Below are 17,553 nucleotides of genomic sequence, written 5' to 3' on the forward strand. Positions count from 1 at the left end.
CGCGCACTGCTTGCGGTCGAGGCGGCGGCACGCGCACCATTGCCTGCCATCTTCGCGGCGGCGGGCGCCATGCGCGCCCCAGCCACCACCGCGCTGCCCACGCCGGTCGCGGCAGCACCGACCGCGACAGCCGTACCGGCTGCGCCCATTGCGGCACCGGCCATTGCACCCGCGCCAAGCTGCGGCGCCCCGGACACCAGACCGGTGGCGATGCCCGGCCCGAAGATGCCGAGTGCCAGCAGGGAGAGCGAAGCCAGCATCACCACCAGCGCGTGGTCGACGGAGGGCTCATTCGACGTGACCTGGAATTCGGCGAACAGCCCCGTACCAATACCCACGATAACGGCCAGCACCAGCACCTTGATACCCGAGGAGATCACGTTGCCGAGCACCTTTTCGGCAAGGAAAGCGGTCTTGTTCCAGAGCGCGAACGGCACCAGCACGAAGCCGGCGAGCGTGGTCAGCTTGAACTCGATCAGCGTGACGAAGAGCTGCACCGCCAGCACAAAGAAGCTGATGATGACGATCAGCCAGGCGAGGAACATCACCACGATGGGCGCGATGTTGATGAACACTTCCGGGAAGCCGGCCATCTCGCTGATCTGTTGCAGGATCGGCGCAGCGGCGTCGATGCCGGTTTTGGCCAGCCGCCCCGGCTGCAGGAAGGTCGCCATGGTCAAGGTCGAACCGGAAGCCGTCAGGCCAAGGCCGGCGAAGGACCGGAACACGATGCTCGCCAGCCAGTTGAAGTTGCCGATGATGTAGGCGAAGGCGCCGACGTAGAGCACCTTGCGCAAAAGCTTGGCCATCACGTCGTCACCTTGGCCGGTGGCATGGCCCAGCGCCCAGTAGAGACCGGCCAGGGTCATGTCGATCGCCACCAGCGTCGCGGTCAGGAAAGCGACTTCACCGTGCAGTAGACCGAACCCCGAATCGATGTACGTGGAAAAGACATTGAGGAAACGGTCGATGACGGAGACGTCGTTCATGGCCGCACCCGTCAGTTGCCGTAGAAGTTCACGGACTGCGGCGTGTACGCCGTGCCGCCGCCGAGGAAGCGGCGTGTCACCTCACGCCCACGTTCGACAGCGGCGGCTTGTCGAGCCAGTTCCAGAGAAGCCGCGCGGCCCTGCGTGAGCTGGAGCTGCTGGGTCTGGATGGACTGCTTGGCTTGCAGGGCCAGGAGCTGATTGGTGGCCTGCATCGCCTGCAAGGCGCCGGTGGCCGATTGGCTCTGGTCGATCAGATCGGCCAGCACACCCTCATCCTGGTTCAGGTTCTGCGACACCTGCGCCTGCATGCGCATGGCGGTCTGCAAGCCCTGGAGCGTGTTCTGCCAGCGCTGGTGCGCGTCCTGGAACATCCGGTTGCCGCTCACGCTGGCGGCGTACTGCTCCGGGTACAGTTGCGCGAACTGCTGGTCCATGTTCTGGATGTCGAAGGCCAGCCCCCGCGCCTGGGCGATCAGTTGCCGCGTCGTGTCCAGGTTGCTCCGCAGGCGATTGACCACGTTGAACGGCAGGCTCGCAAGATTGCGAGCCTCGTTCATCAAGGACTGCGCTTCGTTCTGAAGCTGCTTGATCTGGTTGTTGATCTGCTCCAGCGTGTGCGCAGCAGTCAGGATGTTCTGGGCCAGATTCGTGGGGTCGATGACGACCCATTGCGCTTGTGCGACCGGCATGACAGCGATCAAGGCGGCAGCAGCGACGGCAAGAAGACGTTTCTTCATGGTGAGACCTCCAAAGGTTGAGAAGCAAGGAAGGACGCGGCCGACGGGGCGGACGGCAACAGGTCGGCCGCCCAATCGAGGCCACGATGGCGCAGCCAGGCGCCTACGAAGCCCGGCGTTCCGGCATTGCGCAGCACGTTGTCGATAGCGCGTTGGTCTTGGGGCGTCGAAGCGCCCGCAAAGGCGAGCGTGACCGGCCCAAGGTCCAGATCGAACAGGCGGTTGCCCAGACGCGACTGATAGTAGTAGTCGCGCTTGGGCTGGGCGGTGGCGACGATTTCGATCTGCCGGGTATTCAGCCCGAAGCCCTCGTAGATCGTGCGAATCTGCGGCTCGGTCGCCTGCGGGTTGGGCAGGAAGATGCGGCTGGCGCAGCTCTCGATGATCGCGGGCGCGATGGTCGAGTCCTTGATGTCGGCCAACGACTGCGTGGCGAAGATGACGCTGACGTTTTTCTTGCGCAGCGTCTTGAGCCACTGGCGAATGCGTGCTGCGAACACCGGGTCGTCCAGAAACAGCCAGGCTTCATCAAGGATCAGCAACGTCGGCGCGCCGTCGAAACGCTCATCGAAGCGCGCGAATAGATAGCCCAGCACGGCCAGCACCGCGGCCTTGCTGTGCATCAGTTCCTCCATCTCGAAGCACTGCACGTCGGCCGCGCCCAGGCGGTCGTGATCGGCGTCCAGCAGCTTGCCGTGCGCACCGCCGAGCACGTAGGGCGCGAGTGCCTGGCGCAGTACGTTGGATTGCAGCAGCACCGACAAGCCGGTGAACGTGCGCTGCTCTACGGGCGCGCCTGCAAGACTCACGAGCGCCGACCATATGGCCGCCTTCTCGTCCGGTCCAACTGTAATGCCCTCGTGTCGCAAGCGGCCTTCAACCCACTCGGCGGCCCAGGTGCGATAGCCTTCCCGGTCGATGCGCGCAAGTGGCTGGAACGCGATTGCACCGTCGGCGCCCAAGTCGTAATGCTCGCCGCCCAGGCCAAGAATGGTGGCGCGCATCGAGCGCCCCATGTCGAAGGCGAAGATGCGCGAGCCGGGATAGCGGCGGAACTGCATCGCCAGCGTGGCGAGCAGAACCGACTTGCCCATGCCGGTTGGCCCAGCCACCAGTGTGTGCCCCACGTCGCCGATGTGCGTCACCAGCCGGAACGGCGTGACGCCCTCGGTGCGCGTGACGATCAGCGGCGGGCCGTCGAAGTGGTCGTTCTTCTCCGGCCCGGCCCACACTGCCGATACCGGCATCAGGTGCGCGAGGTTCAGCGTCGAGACGATGGGCTGACGAACATTGGCGTAGGCATTGCCCGGCACCGACGACAGCCAGGCCTCCACGGCATTCAGCGTTTCCGGGATCGTCACGAAGCCACGGCCCTGGATGACTCGCTCCACCCTGCGCAGCTTTTCGTCGGCCGCGTCGACGTCGGCATCCAGCACGGTCACGGTTGCCGTGACGTAGCCGAAGGCGACCTGATCGCTGCCCAGCTCCTGCAAGGCCGCGTCCGCATCGGCGGACTTGTTGCTGGCATCGGTGTCGACCAGCGGGCTTTCCTGTTGGAAGATGGTTTCGCGCAGCAGCGCGAGGACGTTCTTGCGCTTGGCGAACCACTGCCGGCGCAGGCGGCCCAGTTCCTTCTCTGCCTCGGCCTTGTCCATGCACAGGAAGCGCGTGCTCCAGCGGTAGGCGAAACCGAGCCGGTTGAGGTCGTCCAGAATGCCCGGCCAGGTCGAGGTCGGGAAGCCGCGCACCGTCACCACGCGCAGGTGCTGGTCGCCCAGTATGGGCGCCAAGCCGCCGACCAGGGGCGCATCGGCCAGCAGTGCATCAAGGTGGAACGGCACTTCCGGCACGCCGACGCGGTAACGATGCGTCGAGACGGTCACGTGCAGGTAGGTCAGTGACTGGCTGTCGTCGAGCCAGGCGATCTCCGGCATCACCCCGTCCAGCAGGTCGTAGATGCGGTCGGTCTCCGCGACGAAGGCAGCCAGGCGTTCGCGCCAGTCCACGCCTTGTGTGGGCGTGTTCTCGTAGAGCATCTTGGCTGCACGGGCGCGGGACTCCTCGGGCGGCAGGTATTGCAGCGTGAGGTGATAGCCGCTCTCGAAGTGGTTGCCCGATTCTTCAAAGGTCGCGCGCCGCTCTTCGTCCACCAGCCAGGACAAGGGCTCCGGGAAATCCGAGTGTGGATAGTCCGCCGCCGGCCGGCGCTCGGCTTCGACGAACAGCGCCCAGCCAGAGCCAAGCCGGCGCAGCGCGTTGTTCAACCTTGCCGTGGTGGCGATCAACTCACCCTGCGTGGCGCTGTCCAGGTCCGGCCCACGAAAGCGTGCGGTGCGCTGGAAACTGCCATCCTTGTTGAGCACAACACCCGGCGCGACCAGGCCGGCCCAGGGCAGCCAGTCGGCAAGCAAGGGTGGGCGCTGGCGATATTCGGTGAGGTTCAGCATGGCATGGTCCTCACACGTCCAGCAGCGGTTTGTGTTTCAGGTGGGTGGCAAACACCTGCATGAACTGCGGATCGACGCGCGCACCCCACATCGCCAGCGAGTGGCCGACGATCCAAAGCACCAGGCCCGGAATCCACAGTTGCAGGCCCAGACCCACGGCGGCGGCCAGTGTGCCGTTGGCAATCGCCACGGTGCGGGGTGCGCCGCCCAGCAGGATCGGCTCGGTCAGCGAGCGATGCAGCGGAATCTCGAAACCCGGCAAGTCGTTGGCCGTGCTCATACGACGGCCCCGCCGGAGAAGCTGAAGAAGGACAGGAAGAACGAGGACGCGGCGAAGGCGATGGACAGACCGAAAACGATCTGGATCAGCTTGCGAAAGCCGCCCGATGTGTCGCCGAAGGCCAGCGCCAGGCCCGTCGAAATGATAATGATCACCGCGATGATCCGCGCCACCGGCCCCTGGATGGAGTCGAGGATGGATTGCAGCGGCCCTTCCCAGGGCATCGAGGAACCGGCCGCCTTCGCGGTGCCAGCCGTCATCAGCATCGCGGCAGCCAGCAACAGGCCGTGATGGGCGGGCTCGGCCAGACGGCGCAGGCGAGCGAAGATCGAAGCCGGATTTGCGGAAATACGGAAAGCATGGGCGTGCGTCATGGCAGTTCTCCAGAGTGGTTGAGGGATGGGGAAGAAACGACGGAACGAACGATGGAAGACTGCGGCAGCAGCTCTGGAAACGGCGTTTCTAGAACGTCCGCCAGGCGATAGCCCTTGCCGTCGAAGCCAGCGACACGGGCGATGGTCTCGATGCGGCGTTTGCGACCGCGGCCGACGATGAACACGACGACGTTCACCGCCTCGGCGATCAGTGCGCGCGGCGGGTTGACCGCGACTTCGAGAACCAACTGCTCCAGGCGCAGCAGCGCACCCAGTGCTGAGCCAGCGTGGATGGTGGCGATGCCGCCGGGGTGACCTGTTCCCCACACCTTGACGAGATCCAGTGCCTCGCCACCGCGCACTTCGCCGACGACCACGCGGTCGGGGCGCAACCGCATCGTGGCGCGCACCAGCTCGGTCATGGACACAACGCCCGCGCGCGTGCGCAGCGGCACATGGTCGCGTGCAGCGCATTGCAATTCGATGGTGTCTTCGAGCACCAGCACGCGGTCGCCGGTGACGGCGATCTCGGCGAGCAAGGCGTTCGCCAGCGTTGTCTTGCCAGTGCTGGTGCCGCCGGCGATCAGGATGTTCTGCCGCTCGCGCACTGCACGGCGCAGGAATTCGGCCTGCGCGGCGGACAGGATGCCGTCGGCCACGTAGCGATCCAGGCCGATGATGTTCACAGCCCGCTTGCGTAGCGCGAAGGCAGGTCCCGGTGCGGCGGGCGGCAGGATGCCCTCGAAACGCTCGCCCGTCTCGGGCAACTCGGCGGTCAGGAGCGGCTGGCCACGATGGACTTCCGCGCTGACGTGTGCGGCGACCAGCCGGATGATTCGCTCGCCATCCTCCTCGGATAGCTCCACGCCCAGCGGTGCGCGGCCGGAGGACAGGCGATCCACCCACAGTGACCGGTCGGGATTGAGCATGATTTCCACCACGTCCGGGTCTTCCAGCGCGGCGGCGATCACCGGCCCCATGGCCGTGCGCAGCATGCGGATGCGCCGGTCGAGCGACGTAGCGGCGAAGGACTCGGGTTGTGCGCTCATGAGGCGTGCTCCTGGGCTTCGGCCAACGCCGCCGCTTTGTCCAGCCGCACAGAATCGGGTTGAAGTTCCTCCACCACGTCGCGCACCAGACTGCGCCCACGCAACAGGTGACGGCCGAGCTGTTCGACGAACTGCTCGAAGCGAGCCTTGCCTTGGGCGCGGGCCGCTTCCTGATGCGCCTCGGGAACCGGCGTGCTGACGGTCAGGAAGTAGCGAACGAATAGCGCCAGCGTCTCGATCTCGATGTTCTGATCGCGTTCCAGTCGCTCGAACTGGCGTGACAGCCGATCCAGTCGCTTGGCAATCGCCGCCTCGCGCTGATCGCCCGCATCCGGCGACAGCCAGGACGCCAGTGCTGCCGCGACGATCGACGACTTGGACACACCTTTCTTGGCGGCCAGTTCGTCCAGACGCTTCGCGTGCTCGGGCGGAATGAACAGGTTGAGGCGGTATTGGCTCATAGCTGGATTCCGTCGTCAGGGTCGAGGGATGCCAGCCGGGCCGTGCGCTGCATGGCCGGGTCGAGCTGGCGAGGAAGCGGCAATGGCAAGTCGTCGTCATCGAGCAGCGCCAGGTCATTGCTGGCAGGCTCCTGTTCGGGGTGGTACTCGACGACTTCGGACAGCTCTGGCTGACGGCGCGGACCACCGTCATCGGCGGTGCTGGCTTCGCTGTCGGCCATGACCCCAGCGGCGGGTGCGGTTGGCACGGCGGGAATTGCCAGTTCGCTCCAGTCGTCGGGCCGTACTGGCGGCACATCCGCATAGCGATTGGCCGCAAGCGTCGGTGGCGGCAGCACGCGCTGCTTGAAATTTACGTCGGCGTAATAGCGCAGCTTCTTCGCCTTGATCGGTGCCACGCTGGACACCATAACCACGGCCTCGTCGGGTGGAAGCTGCATCACCTCGCCCGGGGTGAGCAGTGGCCGTGCCGTCTCTTGCCGCGACACCATCAAGTGCCCCAGCCACGGCGCGAGCCGGTGGCCGGCGTAGTTGCGTTGCGCGCGCAGTTCCGTGGCCGTGCCCAGCGTCTCGGAAATGCGCTTGGCCGTGCGTTCGTCGTTGGTGGCAAAAGTCACCCGGACATGGCAGTTGTCGAGGATCGAATGGTTCTGGCCATAGGCCTTGTCGATCTGGTTGAGCGACTGCGCGATCAGGAAGCTGCGAATCCCGTAGCCGGCCATGAATGCAAGCGCCGTCTCGAAGAAGTCGAGCCGGCCTAGCGCCGGAAACTCATCGAGCATCAACAGCAGCTTGTGGCGGCGCGCGATGCCGTCGCTGCCATCGAGCGACTCGGTCAGGCGCCGGCCGATCTGGTTGAGGATCAAGCGCACCAGCGGCTTGGTGCGGCTGATGTCGGACGGTGGCACGACCAAGTACAGCGATACCGGATGCTCTGCTGAAATCAGGTCGGCAATGCGCCAGTCGCAGCGCGAGGTGACTTCGGCCACCGTGGGATCACGGTACAGGCCCAGGAAGGACATGGCCGTGGACAGCACGCCCGAGCGCTCGTTGTCGCTCTTGTTGAGCACTTCGCGCGCGGCCGAGGCGACGACGGGATGCGGGGCATCACCAAGATGCCGCGTCGTCATCATCCGGTGCAGCGTCAGCTCGAATGGGTAAGCAGGATCACTGAGGAAGTTGGCGACGCCGCGCAAGGTCTTGTCCTCGCCGGCATAGAGGACATGCAGGATGGCGCCGACCAGCAGTGCGTGCGAAGTCTTTTCCCAATGGTTGCGCCGTTCCAGCGCCCCTTCGGGATCGACCAGGATGTCGGCGATGTTCTGCACGTCGCGCACTTCATGCGCGCCGCGCCGCACCTCCAGCAGCGGGTTATAGGCCGCCGACTTGGCATCGGTGGGGTTGAACAGCAGGCAGTGCGAGAAGCGCGAGCGCCAGCCGGCGGTGATGGACCAGTTCTCGCCCTTGATGTCGTGGATGACGGTGGACGCGGGCCAGGAGAGCAGCGTTGGCACTACCAGGCCGACGCCCTTGCCGGAGCGCGTCGGCGCGAAGGTCAGGACGTGTTCCGGGCCGTCGTGACGCAGATACTGGCGGTCGTGCAGGCCGACGAACACGCCGGCCGGTTGCTTCAGGCCTGCCTTGCGAATGTCATCCGCGTTCGCCCAGCGGGCCGAGCCGTAAGTCGTAACCAGGCGCGACTGGCGCGAGCGCCAGATCGACATGCCGATGGCGACGACCACCGCGAGTAACCCACTGCCGCCCGCGATGGCGCCACCAGTATCGAACACGCGCGGCGCGTAAGCATCGAAAACGAACCACCACTCGAACAGCTTCCACGGGTGGTAGATCGGCGTGCCGAGAAAATCGAACCAGGGCAAGCCAAGGCGCACTTGATAGCCAAGGGCGGCTGCTGTCCATTGTGTGGCGCCCAACACGCCGGCGATCACGATGCCGAATACCACGGCAATCTGACCGAACAGCACGTTCGTCCCTTGCATGACCTGTCCTCCGATTTCTCCTGCGCTGATTCCTTATGGAAGAAGCGGCATAAGGGCGTGCCGCAGGCATCAGGATCGGTGCCGGGTCAGTGCCGGTCAAAGACCGTTTAGAGCAGAAAGGTCGAGGAAAAAGAAAGAATGAGAGCGGTGGCAAGCCAAAGAAAAAAACCGCAAGCGCAGGCGCTTCGCGGCGTGTTGGAAAAAAAGCAGGCGAAGCGGCAAGCTTCCGACAATCAGAACTTGGGCGGCTCTTTCGGCGGAGTGTAGGGGGTGTCGCCGTCGCCATAGAACCGCTTGCGCGTGGCTTCGGCCACCCGGTTGCACAGCACGTCGCCCAGCTTGGGGCGATCCGTCTTGCACTGTTGGCGCAGTTCTTTAAGCCGGTCAGGGTTGGCCGCTAGTTTTTCCACCGTCGGAATATTTGTCTCCGAATCGGCGGCCTTCTGAGGTGCCTCGGCTTGGCCGCAAGCGGACAGGGCAGTCACGAGCAAGAACGGAATGATTTTCTTCACGGCATCAATTCCTCCGGTGGATCAGAACTACGGCCTCGGATGGGCCTGGGAGTCTCCGGCGTTTCAATTGTCTGTACCCGTTCGATGAACCGTGCAAGTTCGTCGGACGGATCACCGTCAAGACGAAGCAAGTAAGTCGTCAGCGGAGGTACACGCGACGCAAGTGGCCGCGCTACCACTCCCGGTTCACGGCTGGCGGAAATGTGCGCAGCGCCCGCCAGCCCGAGCGCGAAGCCGGCTGATACCAGCGCCATCATCAGATCGCATGTGGTAACTCGCTCTGCGATCAACGGTTCCACTTCAGCACGACGCAGCACTCGTTCTACGCTTTTGGCATAGCCTTCACACACTTGCGGATCACACAATACCAGCGGATAGCGCAACAGTTCATCCAAAGGGATACGCTTGTAGGTCAATAGAGGATGGCGAGCGGGAACCGCCACCATCAGCACATCACTCCAAGCCGGTAACGCGACGATGCCATCACCTACCTCGTCGGACTGAGCAAATCCCACGTCGTATAGATCATCGTGCAACCCTTTTATCTGCTGCGATAGCGGCACCTCGAAAAAGCGGATTTCGACCTCGGGTTCTTCCTGACGACATAACGCCAACAAAGTCGGCAAACGCGACGGTGTAATACCGTCCGACAATGCCACTCGCAATTGTCCATGGAAGCCATTAGCTGCCGCTTTTACGCTATCACGCGCTTGTTCCAAGGCGGAAAACACACGACGCACATGCACCAAGAACAATGTTCCGGCATGGGTTAGCCGCGTACTGCGGGTGGTACGTGCAAACAGCGCCACACCGAGTTCTTCCTCCAGTTCCTTGATGGCCCGCGACAGCGGCGATTGTTCAATATGCAGCTTCTCCGCCGCACGAGCAAAATGGAGTTCTTCGGCCACGGCCAGGAAATATCGAAGGTGGCGAAGCTCCATGACGATTCACATCACGTTGTTCAGACCAACCGCAAATGCAGCCGGGTCCACCTAGTCACTGAAATCACCTCAGCTTCGATTCCACGTAACGGAATAAATGAGATCGGCATTATTCCTTCCTCACACTCAAGAGGCTTATGACAACTGGGGCCACCATGTAAATCCGTCAATTGCCCGAGAGTTTCTTGATAAGGGTATTTCCGCATTTGTGTGGCTCCTCATGTTGGACTGATGATCTATTTACCGATCTGGATCTTCGGCGTCACGGACATACCGACACGCAGATTCGCCGCACCTGGTTGGTCTTGATTGATGCGAATACGCACGGGCAGGCGCTGGACGATCTTGGTGAAGTTGCCCGTGGCGTTGTGTGGTGCGACAGCCGAATAGCTGACGCCACTGGCTGGCCCCAAGCTTTCCACCGTTCCCTGCAATACAGTGTCAGGTAGTGCATCTACTTTGATGTCCACCAACTGCCCGGTTCGTACGCGCGCCAACTGCGTTTCGCGGAAGTTGGCCGCGATGTAAACGGCATCGAGCGGGATAACCGCGAGCAACGGCTTGCCAGCATTCACGAATGCGCCAACACGTACCGATTTCTGGCCGAACCAGCAGGTGCGATAATCAGGGTCGACCACCACAGCTCAAAGTAGATTCGCCTGTGAATTTCGATGGCGAGATCAGCGCACATGGCAAACGTGATAGCCGCAAGACCTGCAAGAAGTGTCGCACCTACCAGAAACAATCGACGACGCCAGCGCCCAAGGGATAACCACGGGGCTACCGCTCGAAAGCCACGGAGGGCGCCCTGTATCAGACCACGCCGTGGGCCCCATATATCCATATAACCTTTTTTAGCCTAGAAAACGCCACTTAAGGGAAGTTAATTTAGCAAAATGGGGAGCGGATAAATACATTTCATCTCCGCAAAACAAAAACATAAAGGTCAGCCGAAAAACCTATGGACGCGCAATTGGCCGAATCCGGACCACACTGATTGCGGCAATAACATTAAAAAGCCAATAACCGGCAAAGATCGTCTGTAGATAAAAAAACGAGAGACCTTTCGATCTCTCGGAAAGAGACGTTGAAATACATACAAAGACGCATTTCAGACGGAGGATTTAGTTTTAGGAGCACCTATTCTTGCCTATTCTCGAAGAGAATATTCATGTAAGAACAGTCAAGAAGGCCTCGTTTAGGACTCGATCATGATAAAAAACGGCTTTTCCCAAAGCATCTTCAGTCCAGGTAACTGTAGGATGATCGGGGTAATGGTAATCCCCATTAGCAAATACTTCAGAGCGATTTCCGGATGGATCAAAAAAGTAGATGGTTTTCCCATGAGTGAGCCCATGCCTTGTTGGGCCCAGGTCAAGCGAAGTATCGGTCATCGAAATTAAATCAGCAGCGCGAAGCACATCGTCCCAAGACTCTAGGAAAAACGCTGCGTGATGGAGCTTGCCAGGCTCAGGATGCTCTATGAAAGCCACGTCGTGAGCCTTCATGCCAAGTGAAAGAAAACCAGAAAGACGCCCCCCGGCAGAATTGACGACCTGCTCTGCCATGTCGAATCCCAATATTTTGCAAAACAGATCAATACTTCCGGCGATATTTGGACCATACAGCAGACAATGATCGAAGCGAAGAACTCGCATTCCCTTTAGGCCACGTGGCCATGCTTCGGGATTCGTGTTATTGATTCCCCACTTGCCCGTCTGCTCCTTCTCGGCATATAACTCGAAAATATGCCCCGTAGGCGAATCAAACCGAACCCGCGCCCCACATCCTTTTAATTCGCCGGCTGGAATTTCTTCTACATTACATCCAAATTCAATCAGCTCACGCTTAAGCGTACCGACCGTTGCGCTATCCAAACACTTATACCCCACAAAATCCATCCCAGCGGAATCAGTTTCCCGGAGTACAAGGGAGAAACAGTCGACTTCCGTCCAGCCTTTGAGGTAGACCCGCCCGGATTCGTCCCTCTCAACTTCAATCATGCCGAGTAGATCACGGTAATGGGCTAATGCCGCGTCCATATCCATTACTCTTAGCTGTATATGGCCTGGTCGGATTACACCTTTTCTCATTTCAGTCACCTATATATGTATCAGATCGGTTTTGGAATGAAAATTTGCTTCATTTCTTAATTCGAAGAAGTGATTCCGAGCAGATTTAAATTCTCAAATTCAATGCTCTTAAACTAAGTATTTTCGCGATTTAAAGCTGAATGCTTTACGATCCACTAGTTAGTTCTCTCAAAGAGCAAATTTTCAGGAGCAGTCGCGCGGAAACTAGGTCGCTTCTTCATCCTTGAATACCAATTACGCAATTTCGGAAACTGGTCTGGAATTGCGACCCCATATGCTTCAGCAAGCCCAAATCGCGCTGTCAGAGCACATTCGGCAATCGAATACTCTTCCGCAAAAAAATCACCATCACCTAAGGCGTTCTCCAGATATAAAATGGACTCCCAAAAAGTTTTCGTTCCGGCCTGAATTCGATTTAGATCCCAGCTACCTTCATCCTTGCTTCGCTTTTCAAAAATCACCTCTTTTAATCCGACGCCAATGACCGTGTCGCTGTATGAATTAATTAGGCGAGGAAAGACACGATCGCGAGCAATGGACGGAATTAGCTCACCCGTGATATCCGACAGATATTCCAGGATCACATTGGATTCATAAATTATGACTTCGTTATGAACAAAAACAGGAACCGTTTTTTTTGGGTTGAGTGGCTCCCATACCAGGCGTGTTTCTGGCGCATTGGAATCTACCAAATTCGCGTAAAGGCCGATTTCATTGAGCGCGATTCGTACCTTCCAACAAAACGGACACTCCGGTTTGTTGTACAGAATAATATCTGCCATAAACCAATCCCCAATCATAAGCTAAGGTGTGCTTCCTAAATCTTAGAAGCGCGCCTCTCACGCAATTCATCAATAACGAAATCAATACGGTCTTGACCCCAAAAAACTTGGTCATCAATAACAAATGTCGGCACACCAATAACCCCAAGCTCAACCGCTTCCTCTGCGTTCTTTCTGAGCTGTTCGTGGTTGAACGTACTGTGGATGGCCTCAACAAACTCATTTCTGTCGAGCCCTATACTCGCTGCCACATCAAGCAGTACGTCCTCTTGCCCAATATCGCGACCGTAGCTCCACTCTGCACGCATCATTTCAATGATATAAGGACGCAGCAGCCCCTTCTTTTCGGCCAGAAACGAACCTGCTCCCGCCAAGGTTGGGTCTGTACTTACCGGAGGCGGCACCACGGGAATACCTAGACGCCGTGCAAATCGGCCAAGATCCTGGCGCGACAGTGGCATTTTCGTCTTGGCCCGGTCCGGCGTTGAACGAAGATCCCAACCGCCTACCGGGCGCCAAAGCAAACGGCTATTAAAATCATCGAGAATTGGCCACATCTTTTTGCTGGCGAGATAGCAGTAAGGGCTTCTGAAATTAAAAAACAATTTAACATGGACAATTGCGCTCATTACCTACTCCACTAATTAATATCAATTAATAGCCTACTATTCTTATTTTGATTCTTCTCGCATGGTCACAAACTCTTCGGCGACGGTTGGATGTACGCCAATCGTAGAGTCGAAAATCGCTTTGGTTGCCCCTGCTTTTAACGCAATAGCTATTCCCTGAATGATTTCTCCCGCCTCCTGCCCTACCATGTGGACGCCCAGAACCCGATCGCTCAATCTATCAACGATAGTTTTCATGAAGATTCGTTCATTACTACCGCCTAGTGCATTTCTTAGTGGCGTGAAGTGTGATTTGAATATCGAAATGTCGCCGTATATATGTCGCGCCTGCGATTCAGTCAGACCAACTGTTCCGATGTTTGGACGCGAAAATACCGCTGTTGGGATTAAGTCGTAATTCATCGGTTGCGCTTTTTGGCCGAACAGGTGCTGCACAAGATGCGAAGCCTCAGCCAAAGCGACCGGCGTCAAAGCCTTGCGATTGATGACGTCACCGAGTGCAAAAATCGAGGATTGAGCTGTCTGGAAGTTTTCGTTCACCATGATCGCCCCATCGCTGTCTTGTTGGACAGCGGTGCTTTCCAATCCCAGATCTTCAGTTTTTGGCTTCCTCCCGGTGGCGTAGATGACTCGATCCGCGATCACTTCCTTACCGTTGTTTAGCGTTACCTTCAGTTCACCTAGGCTTGAACGTTCAACGTGAAGGATTTCGCTTGAGTAGTTAATAGAAACTTCATTTTTTTCAATTTCAGCTCCAGCCATCACGCGGATATCTTCGTCAAAACCACGCAGCAGTTTGTCACCACGGCACACTAGTTCCGTCTTTGCGCCAAGTCCGGAGAATATTCCAGCAAGCTCAACAGCAATATATCCTCCTCCAACGATGACCACGCGCTTTGGAATGTCAGAGAAATGGAATACCTCATTGGAGGTAGTGACGAACTCTCGCCCTGGAAATTCTGGTACAAAGGGCCAACTCCCTGTCGCAATCAAGATGCGTTCAGCCGTTATGTTTTTATCGGCCACCTGGACCGTATGAGGATCAAAAATCTTCGCCCGTCCTTCAATTAGGGTGCAGCCTGATCGATTGAGAATTTCTCTATAGATGTTATTCAGACGCCCGATTTCTCTGTTCTTGTTTTGTATGAGGGTGTGCCAATTGAATGTTGGGCTTGATACGCTCCATCCATAGGCAGGCGCGAGCTGAAAGGCTGCGTTGAAGTCTGATGCAAAAACCAGGATTTTCTTTGGTATGCAACCCGCGTTGACGCAAGTGCCACCTACATATAAATCCTCTGCAATCGCCACCCGGACGCCCTGAGCTGCAGATAGGCGCGCGGCACGCACACCCCCAGATCCAGCGCCAATAACGAAAAGATCATAATCGTAAGATGTCATATTGAAAGCACCGCAGGTTTTATTGTGACCTGATCGAGGATTCCGTTTCTCCGGGGAGCGAAAAATCCAATTCCGGCCCGAGGGGCACAATTCCTGTTAGATTTCGGTCACTTTTCCGCCAGTAACCATGCTTGATGTGCGTAAAATTAACCGTCTCTTGGATATGCGGATGATGGTATAAGCGGCGCGTATATTCCCAAAGAGAAGGATAGTCAATAAGGCGCCGGTGATTGCATTTGAATAACGAATAATAGACAGAATCAAATCTCACTAGAGTCGGAAACAGGCGCCAATCCGCCTCTGTGGGTTCATCGCTTATCAAGTAGCGCCTTCGCTTTAGTTGAGATTCCAGAAACTCAAGCGCATAAAAGACATCGTGATACGCCTCTTCGTATGCGCATTGACTCGTCGCAAATCCAGCCCTGTACACACCATTATTTAAATGTTGGTAAATGAATCCATTGATTTTGTCGATTTCGTTTCTATGCTGCTTAGGGTAGTAGTCTTCAGTTGACTTGGTCTGTTCATCAAATGCTGAGTTGAACATACGGATGATGTCAGCAGACTCGTTGCTTACGATGGTTCTTTGCGCTTTGTCCCACAGTATTGGTACAGTAAAACGACCTTGGTAGTCAGAATCGGCTTGGTAGTAATAGTCACTCAAATATTCCGTATTGAGCACTGAATCTTCAGTTGAACCGGGAAACGGATGAAATGACCAACCTTTCGATGTCCTTTGAGGATGGACGATGCCGAGGGATATTATTGACTCAAGGCCTTTAAGACGCAGGTAGATCAGCGTTCGATGTGCCCAAGGGCAGGTTAAGGCGACGATTAGGTGGTACCGCCCCACCTCTGCTTGAAAGCCCCCTTTGCCAGTTGGTCCCGGCGCTCCGTCTCTGGTAATCCAGTTGCGAAACGCCGAATCAGCCCTAACGAATGATCCGTCTTTATCGGGAGCTTTTTGTCCGGTCGACCAACCCATGATTATTCCTTGTCGGCTACTTAAGAGCGTTCATGTGCTCGCGGATTTTGTGTAAAGCCTGTTCGCCCTTTGCGTGAAGGTCTGCCATGGTTTCAGGCGGGAAATCGCATGCAACCGAAGTCTCGTAGGAATGGCGGGCACGACAGCGTTCAAACCAGTCGGCCACGCGAGGGCAGTCCTCATACATTTCAGTCCAGCCGAACTGAAGAATCGTTTGAAAATACGGAGCCAAACTGGCGTCGGCGAGGCTAAACGTGTCACTTACAACCCACAGATGCGCTTTCAGCATCTCTTCCATATGAAGGATCGTCTTCCGATACACATGTACTGCATCAACAACGTCGGGCGCATCCAGGCCAAACTCAACCAATCGCTTTTGGCGTTCGCGGCGAGGCTTTTCCGGAACCTTCTCAAGCAGTGCTCGCCGTTCTTCCTCTGTCTTCTCCATCAGTGCGGGCCGCATTACTAGTGGCCACTGAAGCGCACCACACGAAGGATGAAGCTTTGTGTCGACGTGCTTCATCCAGAGCCTCATGTCGGCGACTTCGTAGTGCGATTTGGGCTTCAGGCTCGGCGTCGGATGAATGTCTTCCAAGTATTCACAGATGACATTGGATTCGATTACAGGCCGTCCGTCGTGAACAAGCGTCGGCACTACGCCGAGCGGGTTCAGCTTCAAGTACTCCTCCCGAAGATTCTCTTTCTGAGACAATTCAACGTGGCGCTTAACCCATGGCAAGTCCTTCTCGGCCAGGACAATTCGGACTTTTTGGGCACATGGCGACATGGGATGCGTATAGAGCTCAAGCATGAAGACACCTTCCTTGTAACCCCTGGTAGCGGGGAATAAATGACTAGGTGGATGCATGGTATCTGCTGCATGGAAGTGCGATAATCGTCAAAGGTGGAAAATCATTTGTGAAGGAATTTCATAGATTGGCGTGGTCGCATGGAAAAATGGACTGAGATGCAAGTATTCGTTGAGTCGGTGCGCCGGGGTAGCTTCTCCGCTGCTGCACGCCATCTCAACCTGTCGCCATCGGCGGTCAGTAAGTTGGTGAGCCGCCTTGAGACACGTTTGGGCGTGCGATTGCTAAATCGAAGCACTCGGGCTATCAGTCCCACAGAAGGCGGCCGTTGTTATTTCGAGCGCTGTGTGGATATTCTTGCTGAGGTCGAGAGCGCGGAGGACTCGCTTATCGGCTTTGGCCATGTACCTGTCGGGACGCTTCGTATCAACAGCACACCTGGTTTCGCAAAGCATCTTTTGTTGCCCTTGATGCCTGAATTCCAACGTCTGTATCCTAGATTAACCGTGGAATTTCAATTGACCGGGCAGGCTATAGATCTGATCGCGGAGGATGTTGACCTTGCGATAAGACTTGGAAAGCTCAAAGATACGAGTCTTGTAGGACTGAAATTGGGGGAGAGCCGCCGTATAGTCTGTGCAAGTCCAAACTATTTAAAAGAACATGGTGAGCCGCGTTTTCCATCGGATCTTGAAGAACATAACTGCCTAAGGTTATCGACAAATGAAGCATTTAACCGTTGGAGTTTTGGGAGCGCCCGGGGAATCGAGGTCATCGAGGTAAAGGGAAACTTTGTGACCGACAATGTCGACTTACTCCACGAGTACATGCAGTTGGGTGGGGGCATCGGACGTCTATCGGCCTTCATGGTCTCGCGCGACATCGAACGCGGACAGCTTGTCCAATTGTTTCCTGAATTTAAGATAGAGCGACAACAGATCCACGCGGTCTATCCGCATCGGAAGCATATGCCGATGAAAGTGAAGATTCTTCTGGATTTTTTAACAAGCAGATTCTCGTCTTCTTTCGGTGGCGATATTGGATAGCATCGCATCCTCACGCAT

Annotated in this window: 18 protein-coding genes; 1 reads left to right on the forward strand and 17 read right to left on the reverse strand. The window is 57.4% G+C overall.

The genetic code is table 11. The features are described from left to right. The 17 genes from trbL to BHQ40_RS10760 form a co-directional block, all read right to left on the reverse strand. Positions 1–989 (reverse strand): P-type conjugative transfer protein TrbL (gene trbL / locus BHQ40_RS10685; protein ID WP_070155715.1); only part of this gene is annotated, 989 nt, incomplete at its 3' end. 11 nt (positions 990–1,000) lie between these two features. After that, positions 1,001–1,729: a P-type conjugative transfer protein TrbJ gene (gene trbJ / locus BHQ40_RS10690; RefSeq protein ID WP_070155718.1), complete on the reverse strand. Its 729-nt coding sequence runs from the start codon at positions 1,727–1,729 to the stop codon at positions 1,001–1,003. Then, positions 1,726–4,176 carry a conjugal transfer protein TrbE gene (trbE, locus tag BHQ40_RS10695; RefSeq protein ID WP_070155720.1) on the reverse strand — a complete coding sequence of 817 codons (2,451 nt, stop codon included), beginning with the start codon at positions 4,174–4,176 and terminating at the stop codon, positions 1,726–1,728. The genes trbJ and trbE overlap by 4 nt, the downstream gene beginning before the upstream one ends. A 10-nt stretch (positions 4,177–4,186) precedes the next feature. After that, a complete protein-coding gene (locus BHQ40_RS10700) occupies positions 4,187–4,456 on the reverse strand; it encodes a VirB3 family type IV secretion system protein (protein ID WP_024110176.1) in 270 nt (89 codons plus the stop codon). Beyond that, entirely contained in the window at positions 4,453–4,785 is a 333-nt protein-coding gene (locus tag BHQ40_RS10705; protein WP_435593910.1) for a TrbC/VirB2 family type IV secretion system protein, read from the reverse strand. Before BHQ40_RS10705 ends, BHQ40_RS10700 begins: the two co-directional genes overlap by 4 nt. Positions 4,786–4,826: 41 nt before the next feature. Next, positions 4,827–5,879 (reverse strand): P-type conjugative transfer ATPase TrbB, encoded by a 1,053-nt coding sequence (trbB, locus tag BHQ40_RS10710; RefSeq protein ID WP_070155726.1) that lies wholly within the window; start codon positions 5,877–5,879, stop codon positions 4,827–4,829. Then, positions 5,876–6,340, reverse strand: coding sequence for a ribbon-helix-helix protein, CopG family (locus BHQ40_RS10715; RefSeq protein WP_070155728.1), 465 nt, complete (start codon positions 6,338–6,340; stop codon positions 5,876–5,878). The genes trbB and BHQ40_RS10715 overlap by 4 nt, the downstream gene beginning before the upstream one ends. Continuing rightward, the gene (locus tag BHQ40_RS10720) at positions 6,337–8,340 is read right to left on the reverse strand and encodes a conjugal transfer protein TraG (protein ID WP_070155730.1); all 2,004 of its coding nucleotides are present in this window, start codon (positions 8,338–8,340) and stop codon (positions 6,337–6,339) included. Before BHQ40_RS10720 ends, BHQ40_RS10715 begins: the two co-directional genes overlap by 4 nt. 233 nt (positions 8,341–8,573) lie before the next feature. Further along, positions 8,574–8,852: an EexN family lipoprotein gene (locus BHQ40_RS10725; RefSeq protein WP_070155732.1), complete on the reverse strand. Its 279-nt coding sequence runs from the start codon at positions 8,850–8,852 to the stop codon at positions 8,574–8,576. Further along, positions 8,849–9,793, reverse strand: coding sequence for a LysR family transcriptional regulator (locus tag BHQ40_RS10730; RefSeq protein WP_070155734.1), 945 nt, complete (start codon positions 9,791–9,793; stop codon positions 8,849–8,851). Before BHQ40_RS10730 ends, BHQ40_RS10725 begins: the two co-directional genes overlap by 4 nt. Before the next feature lie 236 nt (positions 9,794–10,029). Continuing rightward, on the reverse strand, positions 10,030–10,431 hold the full coding sequence (locus tag BHQ40_RS10735) for an HlyD family secretion protein (RefSeq protein ID WP_253183323.1): 402 nt from the start codon (positions 10,429–10,431) through the stop codon (positions 10,030–10,032). Positions 10,432–10,962: 531 nt separating this feature from the next. Beyond that, the gene (locus BHQ40_RS25025; protein WP_083276841.1) at positions 10,963–11,886 is read right to left on the reverse strand and encodes a catechol 2,3-dioxygenase; all 924 of its coding nucleotides are present in this window, start codon (positions 11,884–11,886) and stop codon (positions 10,963–10,965) included. A gap of 155 nt (positions 11,887–12,041) precedes the next feature. Then, entirely contained in the window at positions 12,042–12,668 is a 627-nt protein-coding gene (locus BHQ40_RS10740; RefSeq protein WP_171905827.1) for a glutathione S-transferase family protein, read from the reverse strand. A 35-nt stretch (positions 12,669–12,703) separates the two neighbouring features. Beyond that, a complete protein-coding gene (locus tag BHQ40_RS10745; RefSeq protein ID WP_070155739.1) occupies positions 12,704–13,297 on the reverse strand; it encodes a 2-hydroxychromene-2-carboxylate isomerase in 594 nt (197 codons plus the stop codon). Between the two features lie 42 nt (positions 13,298–13,339). Next, on the reverse strand, positions 13,340–14,695 hold the full coding sequence (gene gorA, locus BHQ40_RS10750; RefSeq protein ID WP_070155741.1) for a glutathione-disulfide reductase: 1,356 nt from the start codon (positions 14,693–14,695) through the stop codon (positions 13,340–13,342). A gap of 19 nt (positions 14,696–14,714) precedes the next feature. Beyond that, positions 14,715–15,680, reverse strand: coding sequence for a glutathione S-transferase family protein (locus BHQ40_RS10755; protein WP_070155743.1), 966 nt, complete (start codon positions 15,678–15,680; stop codon positions 14,715–14,717). A 16-nt stretch (positions 15,681–15,696) separates the two neighbouring features. Then, complete coding sequence (locus BHQ40_RS10760) at positions 15,697–16,491, reverse strand: glutathione S-transferase family protein (protein WP_070155745.1); 795 nt, start codon at positions 16,489–16,491, stop codon at positions 15,697–15,699. A gap of 138 nt (positions 16,492–16,629) precedes the next feature. Between BHQ40_RS10760 and BHQ40_RS10765 the strand changes: the two genes are divergently transcribed. Next, complete coding sequence (locus tag BHQ40_RS10765; protein ID WP_083276842.1) at positions 16,630–17,535, forward strand: LysR family transcriptional regulator; 906 nt, start codon at positions 16,630–16,632, stop codon at positions 17,533–17,535. Positions 17,536–17,553 lie beyond the last annotated feature (18 nt).

Source organism: Sphingobium phenoxybenzoativorans (assembly GCF_001757355.1).
GTDB classification, from domain to species: domain Bacteria; phylum Pseudomonadota; class Alphaproteobacteria; order Sphingomonadales; family Sphingomonadaceae; genus Sphingobium; species Sphingobium phenoxybenzoativorans.